General features: G+C 62.4%; 12 protein-coding genes. 10 read left to right on the plus strand and 2 right to left on the minus strand.

Going from position 1 to position 16,704, the window contains the following annotated elements; all coding sequences use genetic code 11:
* Nucleotides 1-52: 52 nt before the first annotated feature.
* The 7 genes from nusG to rplL all read left to right on the plus strand — a co-directional run bounded on the left by nusG (nucleotide 53) and on the right by rplL (nucleotide 6,102).
* Nucleotides 53-889 (plus strand): transcription termination/antitermination protein NusG, encoded by an 837-nt coding sequence (gene nusG / locus KNN17_RS00970; RefSeq protein WP_241707086.1) that lies wholly within the window; start codon nucleotides 53-55, stop codon nucleotides 887-889.
* A gap of 129 nt (nucleotides 890-1,018) precedes the next feature.
* Complete coding sequence (rplK, locus tag KNN17_RS00975) at nucleotides 1,019-1,447, plus strand: 50S ribosomal protein L11 (RefSeq protein ID WP_028265119.1); 429 nt, start codon at nucleotides 1,019-1,021, stop codon at nucleotides 1,445-1,447.
* Nucleotides 1,448-1,715: 268 nt separating this feature from the next.
* On the plus strand, nucleotides 1,716-2,423 hold the full coding sequence (gene rplA, locus KNN17_RS00980) for a 50S ribosomal protein L1 (RefSeq protein ID WP_028265118.1): 708 nt from the start codon (nucleotides 1,716-1,718) through the stop codon (nucleotides 2,421-2,423).
* A gap of 111 nt (nucleotides 2,424-2,534) precedes the next feature.
* Entirely contained in the window at nucleotides 2,535-3,611 is a 1,077-nt protein-coding gene (locus KNN17_RS00985) for a GNAT family N-acetyltransferase (protein ID WP_241707087.1), read from the plus strand.
* Nucleotides 3,590-4,741 (plus strand): GNAT family N-acetyltransferase, encoded by a 1,152-nt coding sequence (locus tag KNN17_RS00990; protein WP_372489595.1) that lies wholly within the window; start codon nucleotides 3,590-3,592, stop codon nucleotides 4,739-4,741. Before KNN17_RS00985 ends, KNN17_RS00990 begins: the two co-directional genes overlap by 22 nt.
* Before the next feature lie 302 nt (nucleotides 4,742-5,043).
* Nucleotides 5,044-5,649 carry a 50S ribosomal protein L10 gene (rplJ, locus tag KNN17_RS00995; RefSeq protein WP_078108073.1) on the plus strand — a complete coding sequence of 202 codons (606 nt, stop codon included), beginning with the start codon at nucleotides 5,044-5,046 and terminating at the stop codon, nucleotides 5,647-5,649.
* 75 nt (nucleotides 5,650-5,724) lie between these two features.
* Nucleotides 5,725-6,102, plus strand: a complete 378-nt coding sequence (gene rplL / locus KNN17_RS01000) for a 50S ribosomal protein L7/L12 (protein WP_059387353.1) — start codon at nucleotides 5,725-5,727, stop codon at nucleotides 6,100-6,102.
* 138 nt (nucleotides 6,103-6,240) lie between these two features.
* On the opposite strand, the gene KNN17_RS01005 is transcribed toward rplL, so the two are convergent.
* Both KNN17_RS01005 and KNN17_RS01010 read right to left on the minus strand, forming a co-directional pair.
* Nucleotides 6,241-6,708 (minus strand): aminoacyl-tRNA deacylase, encoded by a 468-nt coding sequence (locus KNN17_RS01005; RefSeq protein WP_241707089.1) that lies wholly within the window; start codon nucleotides 6,706-6,708, stop codon nucleotides 6,241-6,243.
* 52 nt (nucleotides 6,709-6,760) lie between these two features.
* A complete protein-coding gene (locus KNN17_RS01010; protein WP_241707090.1) occupies nucleotides 6,761-7,972 on the minus strand; it encodes an acetyl-CoA C-acetyltransferase in 1,212 nt (403 codons plus the stop codon).
* A gap of 397 nt (nucleotides 7,973-8,369) precedes the next feature.
* Between KNN17_RS01010 and rpoB the strand changes: the two genes are divergently transcribed.
* The 3 genes from rpoB to rpsL all read left to right on the plus strand — a co-directional run bounded on the left by rpoB (nucleotide 8,370) and on the right by rpsL (nucleotide 16,704).
* The gene (rpoB, locus tag KNN17_RS01015) at nucleotides 8,370-11,876 is read left to right on the plus strand and encodes a DNA-directed RNA polymerase subunit beta (protein WP_078108119.1); all 3,507 of its coding nucleotides are present in this window, start codon (nucleotides 8,370-8,372) and stop codon (nucleotides 11,874-11,876) included.
* 103 nt (nucleotides 11,877-11,979) lie between these two features.
* Nucleotides 11,980-15,879: a DNA-directed RNA polymerase subunit beta' gene (locus KNN17_RS01020; protein WP_078108087.1), complete on the plus strand. Its 3,900-nt coding sequence runs from the start codon at nucleotides 11,980-11,982 to the stop codon at nucleotides 15,877-15,879.
* A gap of 450 nt (nucleotides 15,880-16,329) precedes the next feature.
* Nucleotides 16,330-16,704, plus strand: coding sequence for a 30S ribosomal protein S12 (gene rpsL / locus KNN17_RS01025; RefSeq protein WP_009358312.1), 375 nt, complete (start codon nucleotides 16,330-16,332; stop codon nucleotides 16,702-16,704).

A 16,704-nucleotide genomic window follows, 5' to 3' on the forward strand; every position in this document is an offset into this window, starting at 1 on the left:
GAATTGAGCCATTTAAATAGGCATGTTAGGCAATGAGGAAGCAGGAGACCAAGTGTCTGAGCAGGAGCTCGAGGTAACTGAGACTGAGCTGGATGGGCCCGCTGAAAGCACGGCCCACGCCACGGCTGACGCCGTGGAAGGATCCGAGGTCGATTCTGCTGCGCCCGAAACTGCCGACGTCGACGACGCCGACCAGGATGAGTCCGAGGCCGACGAGTCTGCAGACGACGACGACTCCGATGCGTCCGACGCCGACGCCCTGGCCGCCGCTGCAGCCGTAGCGCCCGCGGACCCCGCTGAGGAGTTCAAGGCCAAGCTTCGCCGCCAGGAGGGTGACTGGTACGTCATCCACTCCTACGCCGGCTACGAAAACCGCGTCAAGGCCAACCTTGAGACCCGCATCCAGACCCTGGACATGGAAGATTACATCTTCGAGATCCAGGTGCCCATGGAAGAAGTCGTTGAGATCAAGAACGCCCAGCGCAAGATCATCAACCGCGTACGCATTCCGGGTTACGTCCTCGTCCGCATGGACCTGACTGACGCGTCCTGGGGCGCCGTCCGCCACACCCCCGGTGTCACCGGATTCGTGGGCAACGCACACAACCCGGTCCCGCTTCGCCTCGACGAAGTCTTTTCGATGCTGGCTCCGGTCTTCGAAGAGCAGCAGGCCGAAAAGGGCAAGCCGGTCAACAAGCAGCACCAGACGCCCGTCGACATCGACTTCGAAGTTGGCGAGTCCGTCATCGTCAAGGAAGGCCCGTTCGAGACCCTTCCCGCCACGATCTCGGAGATCAAGATGGATTCCCAGACGCTTGTGGTCCTGGTGTCGATCTTCGAACGCGAAACCCCGGTTACCCTCGCATTCAACCAGGTCACCAAGATCTAGTTGATCCAAGAATTTCGCCCCGCGGTTGCCCGCTTAGCAGCCACGGAGCGGCCGGCCGCCTTGCCATGGCGGCCATCAACCTGAGGCACGCTCCTGTGTCCTAGGAAGTTATTGAGAGAAGGACCTACATTGGCTCCCAAGAAGAAGGTCACCGGCCTCATCAAGCTGCAGATCCAGGCAGGTGCCGCCAACCCGGCCCCGCCGATCGGTCCTGCGCTTGGCCAGCACGGTGTCAACATCATGGAATTCTGCAAGGCGTACAACGCTGCAACGGAAGCCCAGCGCGGAAACGTTATCCCGGTTGAAATCACGGTCTACGAAGACCGTTCCTTCACCTTCATCACCAAGACCCCGCCGGCTGCAGAGCTCATCAAGAAGGCTGCAGGCGTTGCAAAGGGTTCGGCCACGCCGCACACCGTCAAGGTTGCCAAGCTGACCCAGGCACAGGTCAACGAGATCGCCACCACCAAGATGGAAGACCTCAACGCCACCAGCCTTGAGGGCGCTGCCAAGATCATTGCCGGCACCGCACGCTCCATGGGCATCACTGTCGAATAGTCCAGGAATGAACGGACGGTGAGGGCTGAGGAACGAAGCACTCGCCGGAAGTGAGTCCCGGAGACTTTCGACAATTAGATACCGTCGAGGGTTAATTCCCCTCACCGCTTCATGGCGTCTGTTCGGGAAACTGACGACGCCGGAGCGCACCGCCGGGAAACCGGCACCATTGAAACATTGAAAATGTTGGAGATCCACGCCGGATCCCCAACTGTGGCAGGGCCCAGCGCGGTCCGCAGACCACAACTGCACAAGGAGAATAAGCAGCATGGCAAAGCGCAGCAAAGCATATGAGGCAGCCGCAGCCAAGATCGAGGCAGACAAGTTCTACGCCCCGTTCGAGGCCATCAAGCTCGCCAAGGACACCAACCCGTCCAAGTTCGACGCCACCGTTGAGGTCGCTTTCCGTTTGGGCGTTGACCCGCGCAAGGCCGACCAGATGGTCCGCGGCACCGTCAACCTGCCGCACGGCACGGGTAAGACTGCCCGCGTCCTGGTTTTCGCAACGGGCGACAAGGCAGAAGCAGCAATCGCTGCAGGCGCCGACTTCGTTGGCTCCGATGACCTGATCGAAAAGATCGCAGCCGGCTGGACCGACTTCGACGCCGCAGTGGCAACCCCTGACCTCATGGGCAAGGTTGGCCGCCTCGGTAAGGTCCTCGGCCCGCGTAACCTCATGCCGAACCCGAAGACCGGCACCGTGACCGCAGACGTCACCAAGGCCGTCAACGACATCAAGGGTGGCAAGATCGACTTCCGCGTCGACAAGCACTCGAACCTGCACTTCATCATCGGCAAGGTTTCCTTCGACGAACTGAAGCTGGCCGAGAACTACGCAGCCGCCCTGGAAGAGGTGCTCCGCCTGAAGCCGTCCGCTTCCAAGGGCCGTTACATCCAGAAGGCTACGGTCGCCACCACGTTCGGCCCGGGCATCTCGGTTGACCCCAACGTCACCAAGGTCCTCACCGAGGCGTAAGCCACCGGGAGCATCGACTCTGAAAGGACCGTCCGGCATTCGCCGGGCGGTCCTTTCGTCGTATGCGACCGGCACCTATCGCTGGTGGCGGCCGCTCGTTAGGCTGAGGGCATGACAGGCCGGCTTCCGGATTTCAGCATCCACGAGCTCAACCTGCCGGACTCCCTGAATGGGCCGGACAGCAAGGAATTCCGGGAGCTCTCTTCCGTGATGGACGCCATGGTGCAGGAAACCTGGGGAAGCTTGGACAGGGCACTCTCTGCGCAAGTCCGGCTCGCGGGATGGCGCGATACCCCATACGAGGCATCGAGGAATTTCTTCGGCCGGGTTGACGGACGCATCATCGGGCATGCCTCCTGCTTCGTTCCACTCACGGATAACGTCCATGCCGCGTGGCTCCACGTAGATGTCCTGGCTGCGTACCGCCGGCGTGGAGTCGGAACCGCATTGCTCCGCACCGTCGAGGAGGTTGCGGAGGCCCGGGGGAGGCGCGTCCTTCAGGCGCACACCGAACATCCGATCGGCCCCGCAGGCGCAGCCGCGGCACCCGGGGGAGTACCCGAGGACGGGCCGGGAGCAGCCTTCTGCCTCAAAAATGGATATGCCCTGGAACTGGCCAGCAGATTCAGCACGCTGGACATGGACCATGACGCGGAGTGGGCACGGCTGGAGCTTGCGGCGCATGCCAAAGCCGACCCCGATTACGCGGTCCTTGCCTGGACGAACCGTTGCCCCGGCGAATGCGTGGACCACTTGGCCGGGCTGATGGGCCGAATGAGCACGGATACGCCGGCGGGAGGCCTTGAGATCGAGGCAGAGGCCTGGGATGCTGACCGGGTCAGGCAACTCGAGGACACGACGCTTGCCGGGGGACGGGCTGCCCTTGTGGCCGCTGCGCAGCATCGGCGGACGGGGGAGCTCGTCGCGTACACCGTGATCTACTGTGATCCCGCGAAGCCGCGGGTGGCCGAACAAGACGACACTTTGGTGGCAAGGCCCCACCGCGGCCACGGACTGGGAATGCTCGTCAAACTGGCCAATCTGCGCAGGCTTCAAAAGGAATATCCGGAAGTCGAGCGCGTCATGACTTTTAACGCCGAGGAAAACGAACATATGCTGTCCATCAACGTACAGCTCGGCTTCAAACCGGCGGGATACGACGGCGAATGGCAAAAGAGGATCAAATGACGAGCACGGTGGAGATCGGCCAACTCTGGATCCCTGATTCCCTTGACGCCGATGACGCGAAGGACTTCCTTGCCGCCGTCGAAGTCAGCCGCCGGGTCCGCATGCAGATCTGGGGCACGGACGATCTCGCTTACACCCCGTTGGAAAAGCTGCTCGAACTCGGCGATCCTTACGAACGCCAGGTCATTCTCGTGGCCCGCGTTGACGGGCGCATTGTCGGCACCGTGGACATCGCGCTGCCCCTTGCCGACAACATGGACCTCGCCGAGTTCACCTTGGACATCCTCCCTGAATTCCAGCGCAGGGGCGTCGGACGGCAGCTTCTGGAAGCTGCCGAACATTTCGCCAGAAGCGAGGGCCGGACGATGATCATGGTGGACACCAACCACCCTGCCGAGTCCCTGCGCGGCGGTGCGGAGGGCCAGCTCGTGCCTGGCAGCGGCCTGGGCTTCGTTCCTTTGGCCAGCCGCGAGGTCGATTTTGCCCGGCGAACCGGCTACACCCTCCAGCACATCGAACAATTCAGTTCCTGCGCGCTCCCGCTTGATTCAAAGCTTGTTGCCGAACTCGAGGCCGAAGCCGAGGCCGCGAACGCCGGCCGTTACCGGGTCCACCACTGGACCGACCGTTGCCCTCAACAGTGGCTCGAAGCCGTGGCCGCGCTGGAGAACGCGGCCGGGGAAGTGGTGTCCGAAGGCAATGACGCTGCGGAAGCCGAGCAACAGCAGTTGGTGTTCGACGCCGGTGTGTTGCGCCAGGCGGAAGACGCCGCCGTCGCGCAGGGGCGCCGAACGGTGGTCACCGCCGTCGAGCACGTCGCCAGCGGGCGGATCGTCGGGCTGACCACCATCGGCGTGCTGGCACAACGCCAGGATGTCGTCTTCCAGGACGACACGATCGTCCTGCAGGAGCACCGGGGAAACAAGCTGGGACTCCTCATCAAGGTCGCCAATATGCAGCGCCTCAGCGAACAGTTCCCCGACGCCCGGGTGATCTACACCTGGAACGCTCCCGAAAACCGATACCTGCTGACCGTCAACAAGCAATTGGGGTTCACCACCGCCGGGGTCACCGGTCTGTGGCAGAAGGAACTGCCGAACATGGGCCCGAGGGTCACCTCGTCCGAGTGAACCGGCGCGATTTGGCGATGCACTTGCCCGTCCCGTAAGCTTGAACTACCAAAGACCGTCGGTTGATGGGAATCCACTCCTCCGCGCACAGCTCAACTCTGTAGCTATGTGCGGAAGAACCAAGTGGTTTCCTAGACGAAGGACCCTGACAAAGGGCGGCCGGCGCAGGTGAACGAAGCAAATCTCCACGATCGTAGGATTGTGTCGAGCCAAGCCCCGTGCATCTGCGCAGGGCGTTTTTTAGTTGCAGCTCTTTTGAGCGGGGACCCGGAAGACCGGCTTTATTCCCCGGAAGGAGGGTTATGGCAACGCCAAGCAAGATCTCCGCAGTAGCTGAGATCACCAACGATTTCAAGGAATCGAACGCCGCTGTCCTGACCGAATACCGCGGGCTCTCTGTTGCACAGCTCAAGCAGCTGCGTGTTTCTCTCGGCCTGGACACCAAGTTCTCGGTCGTCAAGAACACCCTGACCGCCATTGCAGCCAAGGAAGCTGGTGTCGAAGCATTCGACGGTCAGCTCGCCGGCCCCACTGCAATCGCATTCATCAAGGGTGACGCGGTTGCTGCCGCCAAGAGCCTGACGGACTTTGCCAAGGCCAACAAGCAGCTGGTCATCAAGACCGGCTACTTCGAAGGCAAGGCACTGAACGCAGCAGAGGTTGCCGCACTGGCAGCCCTCGAGTCCCGTGAGCTGCAGCTCGCCAAGGTTGCAGGCATCCTCAAGGCACCTGCTGCCGCGGCTGCACGCATCATTGACGCTCTGCGCCTCAAGCTTGAAGAAGAGGGCGGCGCTGTAGCACCGGCCGCTGAAGAAGCACCGGCTGCCGAAGAGGCTCCCGCCGAGGCTGCTGCGGAAGAGGCTGCCGCTCCGGCTGAAGCCGCTGAAGCAGCAACCGAAGAGAACTAAGTTCTCCCCACTCAAACTGCGGTGCAGTAACGGACGACGTCCGTGGCGGCACCACCTAAAGGAAGGACGCCAAACATGGCGAAGCTCAGCAACGAAGAGCTCATTGAAGCTTTCAAGGAACTGACCATCATCGAGCTCTCCGAGTTCGTCAAGCTCTTCGAAGAGACCTTCGAAGTTACCGCTGCTGCTGTTGCAGTCGCCGGCCCTGCCGGTGGCGCTGCTGCTGAAGAGGCCGAAGAGAAGACTGAATTCGATGTCGTCCTCGAAGCTGCCGGTGACAAGAAGATCGCAGTGATCAAGGAAGTCCGCGCCATCACCTCCCTCGGCCTCAAGGAAGCCAAGGACCTGGTTGACGGTGCACCGAAGGCTGTTCTCGAAGGCGCCACCAAGGAAGCCGCTGAGAAGGCCAAGGAGCAGCTCGAAGCTGCCGGCGCCACGGTTACTGTCAAGTAACTCGGCTTTTCGGGAAGCCCCGTCCGGATTCGTCCGGGCGGGGCTTCCTGCATTTAAGGGCAACGCGGGGTCACTTACGGCCCATTGGGGGATGCCGGATGGGCCGTAAGTGACCCCGCCCTGCGTTTGTTGGAAGGCTCAGATCGGGTCGCTGATGTCGGCGACGACGGCCTCCAGCGCAGCGGCCAGTTCGTCGGCGTTGACGAACGCGCTGAATCCGTGTTCGCCTGCGCCCATGGAGATCCGGCGTCCCGTGATGCTGGCATCGGCATAAACCGGCCAAGGCGTCGTACTTCCCAGCGGCGTGATGGTGCCGCGCTCATAGCCAGTTGCCTCGAAGGCGACCTCGGCGGAGGGCATGGACAGCTTGTTGACGCCCAGGAGGGCGCGCAACTTGGGCCAGGAGATTTGCCGGTCACCCGGAACCAACGCGAAAAGGAACGTGCCATCCCGGTGCTTGACCACAAGCGACTTCACGATGTCCGCCGGTGTGATCCCCATGATGCGGGCCGCGTCCTCAAGGCTGCTTGCCGCCGCCCGCTCCACGAGGTGGACCCCAAGTCCGCGGTTGGCCGCGTCGGCGAGGAATCGCTCAGTGCCCCGCATTCATGCACCCTTTCCGTTCATGGCTCTTCCCGCTTCGGAACTCACCGAATAACTAGTCGCGGTAGAGAAGCAGGGCTTCGCCCTGGCCGCCGCCACCACAAAGTGCCACCGCCGCTTTGCCCGTGCCGCGGCGCTTCAACTCGTGGGCCGCATGAAGGGCAAGCCGCGCTCCTGAGGCCCCAATCGGGTGCCCGATCGCAATTGCACCGCCATGGATATTGCACTTCTCCAAGGGGTAGTCCAGATCCTTCAAGGACTGCACCGCCACCGAACCGAAGGCTTCGTTGATCTCGATGAAGTCGAGGTCGGCCGTTGTCCACCCCGCCCGGTCCAGCGCATGCCGTATCGCGTTGGAAGGCTGCGAATGCAGGCTGTTGTCAGGTCCCGCTACTTGGCCGGGTTTCCCGACGACGGCAAGGTATTCCAGGCCGTTCTCCTCGGCGAAGCGCCGGCTCGTGAGCACGAGTGCGGAGGCGCCGTCGGACAGGGGAGAGGAGTTGCCCGCGGTGATGGTTCCGTCGGTCGCAAAGGCGCCCTTCAAAGGGGCGAGGGTCTCGAGCGTGGTCTGGGGACGGACGCCTTCGTCGCTTGTCAGCACCAAGGGTTCCCCCTTGCGCTGCTTGACGCTGATGGGCGTGATCTCGCCGTCGAACACTCCTTGCCCGGCAGCCGCGGCCGCACGCTGGTGCGAAGCGGCGGCCACTTCATCCTGGGACCGGCGGTCGATGCCGAGCGAGAGGTTCTTGATTTCGGTGGACAGGCCCATGGACTGGCCGTCGAACGCGTCCGTGAGGCCGTCATGGGCCGCGACGTCGAGTGCCTGGATCGCGCCGTAGCTCCACCCTTGCCTCGAACCGGGCAGCAGGTGGGGCGCGCGGCTCATCGATTCCTGGCCGCCGGCAACCACGACGGCGGCGTCGCCGCTGCGGATCATGCGAGCGGCATCGATCACGGCAGTGAGTCCGGAGAGGCATACCTTGTTGATGGTCACCGCCGGGATGTTCCAGCCGATTCCGGCGGCGATGGCGCTTTGCCGCGCCGGGTTCTGGCCGGCGCCGGCCTGCAGGACCTGCCCCATAATCACTGCGTCCACTTGGTCCGCAGTGAGTCCGCTTGCCGCAATGGCGCCTGAAATGGCGTGAGCACCGAGCTCGACGGCGGTGAACCCGGCCAGTTGCCCGTTCAACCGTCCCTGTGGGGTACGGCTGGCGGAAAGGATGACAACGTCGTTGTTGTTGTCCGCTGTTTCTGAGGGGGTGCTCATTTTCTCTCTTCCGATCAAGGGTGGTGAGCCTAGGTTACCGTGGGGTACATCACCTCTCCATTCAACGATGGAGCCCGGGACAACATTCCACCCACCGTGCCCGCATAGGTGCCTGCAGCAACGGTGCTTGCATTCAGGCGAGATGTGGGGTAGACAGGTGGGTTGATTTGCCGTATTGTGGATATTTGCGTCTTCCCTGTTAACCTTCAGCCTTCATATAGCGGTGGGCTTTACCTCTCAGCTGCGCCATCGACGTGCCGTTTAGAACGAGCATGGTCTTGGCCAGCGGGGGTCCCGGGTCATATAGCGGAACCGGAAAGGTACACTGCGGATTCAATCTGCAGGGTGCAAGCGGGGGAGATCTGAAAACGCCTGAAGGTCTGTGGAAGGATCCCTCTTGGTCGCCTCGAGCACCTCTAATAACGAAACCGCTAATACGGCAAGCACCGATGGTGCAACTCGCCGGCTCTCATTCGCAAAGATTCACGAACCGCTTGACGTTCCGAATCTGCTTGCACTGCAGACAGACAGCTTTGACTGGCTGGTCGGAAACGAACGCTGGCAGTCGCGGGTTGCAAAGGCCGTCGAGGAAGGCGACCTGAGCGTCGCCACCACCTCTGGACTTGCCGACATCTTCGAAGAGATCTCCCCCATCGAGGACTTCCAGGGCACTATGTCCCTGAGCTTCTCCGAGCCGGAGTTCGCTGATCCGAAGTACACCATGGCCGAATGCAAAGACCGTGACGCCACTTACTCGGCACCGCTGTATGTCAAGGCCGAGTTCATGAACAACAACACGGGTGAAATCAAGCAGCAGACCGTGTTCATGGGCGATTTCCCTCTCATGACCGAGAAGGGAACGTTCGTTGTCAACGGCACCGAGCGTGTCGTCGTCTCCCAGCTGGTCCGTTCGCCGGGCGCCTACTTTGAGCGCACCGCCGACAAGACCAGTGACAAGGACATCTTCACTGCAAAGATCATCCCGTCCCGCGGTGCATGGTTCGAGCTCGAAATCGACAAGCGCGACCAGGTCGGCGTCCGCCTCGACCGCAAGCGCAAGCAGTCGGTCACCGTTCTGCTGAAGGCCCTTGGCTGGACCGAAGGCCAGATCCTCGAAGAGTTCGGCCAGTACGACTCCATGCGCGCAACGCTGGAGAAGGACGCTACCGAAACCCGCGAAGACGCCCTGCTGGACATCTACCGCAAGCTGCGTCCGGGCGAGCCGCCCACCGTCGAGGCTGCCCAGTCCCTGCTGGACAACCTGTACTTCAATGCCAAGCGCTACGACCTGGCGAAGGTTGGCCGTTACAAGATCAACCGCAAGCTCGGCATCGACCGCTCCCTTGGCGACAAGGAAGCTTCGGTCCTGCACGTTGAAGACATCGTGGCCATGATCAAGTTCCTCGTCGCGCTTCACGCCGGCGAGAAGACCCTCATGGGCAAGCGCGATGGCGAAGACCACGAGCTCCGCGTCGAGATCGATGACATCGACCACTTCGGCAACCGTCGCATCCGCGCCGTCGGCGAACTGATCGAAAACCAGGTCCGCACCGGCCTGTCCCGCATGGAGCGCGTCGTCCGCGAACGCATGACCACGCAGGACGTCGAAGCGATCACGCCGCAGACCCTGATCAACATCCGCCCCGTCGTGGCAGCCATCAAGGAGTTCTTCGGAACCTCCCAGCTGTCGCAGTTCATGGACCAGAACAACCCGTTGTCGGGTCTGACCCACAAGCGCCGCCTGTCGGCCCTTGGCCCGGGTGGTCTGTCCCGTGACCGCGCAGGCATGGAAGTTCGAGACGTTCACCCGTCCCACTACGGACGTATGTGCCCCATCGAAACTCCTGAAGGCCCGAACATCGGTCTGATCGGTTCGCTGGCTTCCTACGGCCGCATCAACCCGTTCGGTTTCATCGAGACTCCGTACCGCCTGGTGTCCGAGGGCGTTGTTTCCGATGAGGTCCAGTACCTCACCGCCGACGACGAAGCAGAGGTCCTGATTGCGCAGGCCAACGCGCCTCTGGATGCAGACAAGAAGTTCGCGGAAGAAACCGTGCTTGTCCGTGCCCGTGGTGGTGGTGGCGAGCCCGTCCTGGTTCCGGCCGGCGAAGTCCAGTTCATGGACGTTTCCCCGCGCCAGATGGTGTCCGTAGCTACCGCTCTGATTCCGTTCCTTGAACATGACGATGCAAACCGCGCACTCATGGGTGCCAACATGCAGCGCCAGGCTGTGCCGCTGGTCCGCTCCGAGGCCCCGTTCGTGGGAACCGGTATGGAGCGCGCCGCCGCCGTCGACGCCGGTGACGTTGTCATCGCGAAGAAGGCCGGTGTCGTCAACGAAGTTTCCGCTGACCTCGTCACCATGCTCAACGACGACGGTACGGAAACCAGCTACCGCATCAACAAGTTCGCGCGTTCAAACCAGGGCAACTGCTACAACCACCGTGTCCTGGTCAACGAAGGCCAGCGCCTCGAAGTCGGCGGCATCATTGCTGACGGCCCGGCAACGGACCAGGGTGAACTCGCCCTCGGCAAGAACCTCCTCGTGGCATTCATGTCCTGGGAAGGCCACAACTTCGAGGACGCCATCATCCTGTCGCAGCGCATCGTCGCTGAGGACGTTCTTTCTTCCATCCACATCGAGGAGCACGAGATCGATGCCCGCGACACCAAGCTTGGTGCCGAGGAAATCACCCGTGACATCCCCAACGTGTCCGAGGAAGTCCTCGCAGGACTGGACGAGCGCGGCATCATCCACATCGGTGCCGAGGTTGAAGCCGGCGACATCCTGGTCGGAAAGGTCACCCCGAAGGGTGAAACCGAACTGACTCCGGAAGAGCGCCTCCTCCGTGCGATCTTCGGCGAGAAGTCCCGCGAAGTGCGTGACACCTCCCTGAAGGTTCCCCACGGTGAGTCCGGCACGGTCATCGGCGTGCGCGTCTTCGACCGCGACAACGACGACGAGCTGCCCCCTGGCGTCAACCAGCTGGTCCGCGTCTACGTTGCTGCCAAGCGCAAGATCACCGACGGCGACAAGCTCGCCGGCCGCCACGGTAACAAGGGTGTCATTTCCAAGATCCTCCCGATCGAAGACATGCCGTTCCTTGCCGACGGTACGCCGGTGGACATCGTCCTGAACCCGCTGGGTGTTCCGGGCCGCATGAACGTCGGCCAGGTGCTTGAAACGCACCTCGGTTGGGTTGCGAAGACCGGTTGGAAGATCGAAGGCGAGCCGGAGTGGGTCAAGAACCTCCCGAACCTGCCTCGTGAATCCGGCCAGACGACCGTTGCCACCCCGGTGTTCGACGGTGCACGCGAAGAGGAAATCACAGGTCTGCTGGATTCCACCAACGTGACCCGCGACGGCGACCGCCTGATCGACTCCTCCGGCAAGACCCGTCTGTTCGACGGCCGCTCCGGCGAGCCGTTCCCGGACCCGATCTCCGTGGGCTACATGTACATCCTGAAGCTCCACCACCTGGTGGACGACAAGATCCACGCGCGCTCCACCGGCCCGTACTCCATGATCACGCAGCAGCCGCTGGGTGGTAAGGCACAGTTCGGTGGCCAGCGCTTCGGTGAAATGGAAGTGTGGGCGCTCGAAGCATACGGCGCTGCCTACACCCTCCAGGAACTGCTGACGATCAAGTCGGACGATATCCACGGCCGTGTGAAGGTCTACGAAGCCATCGTCAAGGGCGAGAACATCCCCGAGCCTGGCGTTCCGGAATCCTTCAAGGTCTTGATCAAGGAAATGCAGTCGCTGTGCCTGAACGTGGAAGTCCTTTCCACGGACGGTACGACGATCGAAATGCGTGACTCTGATGACGCAGTCTTTACGGCTGCGGAAGAACTGGGCATTGATCTGTCTCGCGCAGAGCCCAGCTCCGTAGAAGAGGTCTAAACAGCAGCTCTGGCTGGCGGTGCAGACCGCCAGCCAAGGCAGCTGCCTCTTTCCGTAAACCCAAGACTTCAGAATTTAGAGAACAAGAGAGAACAGGGACCATATGTCCAGCGAATCCTCCTTCGGCCTCATGCAGATCGGCCTCGCCACCGCGGAAGACATCCGCGGCTGGTCTTACGGTGAGGTCAAGAAGCCGGAAACCATCAACTACCGCACGCTCAAGCCCGAGAAGGACGGCCTCTTCTGCGAGAAGATCTTCGGCCCGTCCCGGGACTGGGAGTGCTACTGCGGCAAGTACAAGCGCGTGCGCTTCAAGGGCATCATCTGCGAGCGTTGTGGCGTTGAAGTCACTCGCGCCAAGGTGCGCCGCGAGCGCATGGGCCACATCGAGCTGGCCGCTCCCGTCACGCACATCTGGTACTTCAAGGGTGTTCCGTCCCGTTTGGGCTACCTCCTTGACCTGGCACCGAAGGACCTCGAAAAGGTCATCTACTTCGCTGCCTACATGATCACGAGCGTCGACACCGAGAGCCGCCACGCGGAACTGCCGAACCTCCAGGTGGAGCACGACCTCGAGAAGAAGCAGCTCGTCGACAACCGCGACAGCGACATCGCCACGATTGCCCGCGACCTTGAGGACGAGCTTGCCCGCCTCGAGGGTGAAGGCGCCAAGGCTGCGGACAAGAAGAAGGCCCGTGACTCCGCGGACCGCCAGATGGCCAACGTCCGCAAGCGCGCGGATGCTGAGATCGAGCGCCTCGAGCAGGTCTGGGACCGTTTCAAGAACCTCAAGGTCGCCGACCTCGAAGGTGACGAAGGCCTGTACCGCGAACTGCGCGACCGCTACGGCATGTACTTCGAAGGCTCCATGGGTGCCGAAGCCATCAAGAAGCGTCTTGAGAACTTCGACATGCAGGCAGAGTCGGAGTCCCTGCGCGACACCATCCAGAACGGCAAGGGCCAGCGCAAGACCCGTGCGCTCAAGCGCCTGAAGGTTGTCAACGCATTCCTGACCACCAACAACAGCCCGCTTGGCATGGTGCTGGACGCCGTCCCGGTGATCCCGCCGGAACTGCGCCCGATGGTCCAGCTGGACGGTGGCCGCTTCGCGACCTCCGACCTCAACGACCTCTACCGCCGTGTGATCAACCGCAACAACCGACTCAAGCGACTGCTTGACCTCGGTGCTCCGGAGATCATCGTCAACAACGAGAAGCGCATGCTTCAGGAAGCTGTTGACAGCCTCTTCGACAACGGCCGCCGCGGCCGTCCCGTCACGGGTCCGGGCAACCGTCCGCTGAAGTCCCTGAGCGACATGCTCAAGGGCAAGCAGGGCCGTTTCCGCCAGAACCTGCTCGGCAAGCGCGTCGACTACTCCGGCCGTTCGGTCATCGTCGTCGGCCCGCAGCTGAAGCTGCACCAGTGTGGTCTGCCCAAGCAGATGGCCCTGGAGCTCTTCAAGCCGTTCGTGATGAAGCGACTGGTTGACCTCAACCACGCGCAGAACATCAAGTCGGCAAAGCGCATGGTCGAGCGTTACCGCCCGCAGGTCTGGGACGTGCTGGAAGAGATCATCACCGAACACCCGGTGCTGCTCAACCGTGCACCTACCCTGCACCGCCTCGGCATCCAGGCATTCGAGCCGCAGCTTGTTGAAGGCAAGGCCATCCAGCTTCACCCGCTGGTTTGTGGCGCCTTCAACGCCGACTTCGACGGCGACCAGATGGCAGTCCATCTGCCGCTGAGCCCCGAAGCGCAGGCTGAAGCCCGCATCCTGATGCTGTCCTCCAACAACATCTTGAAGCCGTCCGATGGCCGTCCGGTGACCCTGCCTTCGCAGGACATGATCATCGGTCTGTACCACCTGACCACCAAGCGCGTTGGTTCCGCAGGCGAAGGCCGTATCTTCTCCTCGGTTTCGGAAGCCATCATGGCCTACGACTCCCGCGAGCTGCACCTGAACTCCCAGGTCAAGATCCGCCTTGAGGGCTTTGTCCCTTACGCGGGCTGGGAAGCTCCGGAAGGTTGGGAGCCGGGTCAGACCGCACTGGTCCAGACCTCCCTCGGCCAGGTTCTCTTCAACGAGACCCTGCCGGAGGACTACCCGTGGGTTGAGGCTGTCGCAGACAAGGGCGAGCTTTCCCGGATCGTCAACGACCTCGCAGAGCGCTACCCGAAGGTTGTCACGGCCGCAACGCTGGACAACCTGAAGGATGCCGGTTTCTACTGGGCAACCCGCTCGGGCGTCACCGTGGCAATCTCCGACATCGAGGTGCCTACCTCCAAGCCGGCCATCCTGGCCGGTTACGAGACCATGGCCGCCAAGATCCAGGGCCAGTACGACAAGGGCCTGATCGACGACGACGAGCGTCGCCAGGAACTGATCGAGATCTGGAACAAGGCCACCAACGAAATCGCCCAGGCGATGCGTGACAGCCTGTCCCCGATGAACACCATCAACCGCATGGTGTCCTCCGGTGCACGTGGTAACTGGATGCAGGTACGCCAGATCGCGGGTATCCGTGGTCTTGTGGCCAACCCGAAGGGTGAGATCATCCCGCGTCCGATCAAGTCCTCGTACCGCGAGGGCCTGTCGGTGCTGGAATACTTCATCGCCACGCACGGTGCCCGTAAGGGCCTGGCCGACACCGCGCTGCGTACCGCCAACTCGGGTTACCTGACCCGTCGTCTGGTGGACGTTTCGCAGGACGTCATCGTCCGTGAAGAGGACTGTGGCACCGAGCGTGGTCTCATGACCGCGATCGCCGTGCCGGACTCCAACGGCGAGCTGGTCCTTGACGAGAACGTCGAGAACAGCGCCTACGCACGTACCCTCGCCGTCGACGTCGTCGACTCCAAGGGTGCGGTGCTGGCAGCTGCCGGCACCGACTGCGGCGACGTCGTCATTGCCGAGCTGCTCGCAGCCGGCATCACCGAGGTCAAGGTCCGTTCCGTGCTCACGTGTGAGTCCAAGGTCGGTACCTGTGCGCTCTGCTACGGCCGTTCGCTGGCCACCGGCAAGACCGTGGACATCGGAGAGGCCGTCGGCATCATCGCCGCACAGTCCATCGGTGAACCCGGTACCCAGCTGACCATGCGTACGTTCCACACCGGTGGTGCTGTTTCTGCCAGCGGTGGCGACGATATCACCCAGGGTCTGCCCCGTATCCAGGAGCTCTTTGAAGCCCGTACTCCGAAGGGTGTCGCACCGATTGCTGAAGCAGCCGGCCGCATCGCCATCGAAGAGTCCGAGCGCCAGATGCGCCTCATCATCACCCCGGACGATGGTTCCGAGGAGATCGCCTACCCGGTGCTGCGCCGTTCCCGCCTCCTCATCGAGGATGGCGAGCACGTCAGCGTCGGCCAGAAGCTGATCAACGGTCCTGTGGACCCGAAGCAGGTTCTGCGCATCATGGGTCCGCGTGCCGCCCAGAAGTTCCTGGTGGACGAGGTCCAGGGCGTTTACCGCAGCCAGGGCATCGGCATCCACGACAAGCACGTGGAAGTCATCGTCCGTCAGATGCTGCGCCGCGTGACCGTCATCGAATCCGGCGACTCGGATCTGCTTCCGGGTGAGCTCGCTGAGCGCAGCCGCTTCGAGGACGAGAACCGTCGCGTGGTGTCCGAGGGCCGTACCCCGGCTTCCGGCCGTCCGGAACTGATGGGTATCACCAAGGCATCTCTGGCAACCGAGTCCTGGCTGTCGGCTGCTTCCTTCCAGGAGACCACCCGCGTTCTGACGCAGGCGGCCATGGAAGGCAAGAGCGACCCGCTGCTTGGCCTCAAGGAGAACGTCATCATCGGTAAGCTCATCCCTGCCGGTACGGGCCTGCCCCGTTACACCGAGGTCACCGTGGAGCCGACTGAAGAAGCAAAGGCAAGCCTGTTCACGGGCCCCAGCGCCTTCACCGACTTCTCGTACGACGCCCTGGGCGGCGACGGAGCTCCCGAGTTCCACGCCATCCCGCTGGATGACTACGATCTCGGCAACGACTTCCGCTGACGCCGATCAGGGCGGCCCCTTTCGTGTCGCGTTCCGCGCCACGTAGGGACCCTGCCGCCCTGCTCTTAGTGTGCAAGTCAAGGTAAGGACCCCGTACTCAGCGAGTGCGGGGTCCTTCCCGTTTGGCGCCCGACGACGGCGGGCGGCACCCGCCGTCGTGGTTCGCTCCTTTACACCCGATTAAGGCTCTAGATCAAGCCATGCTAGAATTTTGGTAATTGTTCTGTGTGGCAGTGGATGAAGGCCGCCGCAGCATCATTTCGGTTTTGTTCTCATGATGCTGGGTGGAGCCTGTTTCCGGGTTGCGGGCTACGTGCGCAACGAATGCCGCACTTTTGCACGCCCACCGGGTCTTCGGGCCAGGGCCGCATGGACAACGCCAAAGCTCTCACGCAAACACAGGCCAACGCCTGGGCGCGGAGCAGAGATCAACCAACGGAGAACACGAAAGTGCCTACGATTAACCAGCTGGTCCGCAAGGGCCGCACGCCGAAGGTCTCCAAGACCAAGGCTCCCGCGCTTAAGGGCAGCCCGATGCGCCGCGGTGTTTGCACCCGCGTTTACACGACCACCCCGAAGAAGCCGAACTCGGCTCTCCGTAAGGTTGCACGTGTGCGCCTCAACGGTGGCGTTGAAGTTACCGCCTACATCCCCGGTGTTGGCCACAACCTCCAGGAGCACTCCATCGTGCTGGTCCGTGGTGGTCGTGTGAAGGACCTCCCGGGTGTCCGTTACAAGATCGTCCGTGGTGCCCTCGATACCCAGGGTGTCAAGAACCGCAAGCAGGCCCGCAGCCGCTACGGCGCAAAGATGGAGAAGAAGTAA

Origin of the sequence: Arthrobacter bambusae, assembly GCF_022606295.1 — a bacterium.
Lineage (GTDB): Bacteria > Actinomycetota > Actinomycetes > Actinomycetales > Micrococcaceae > Arthrobacter > Arthrobacter bambusae_A.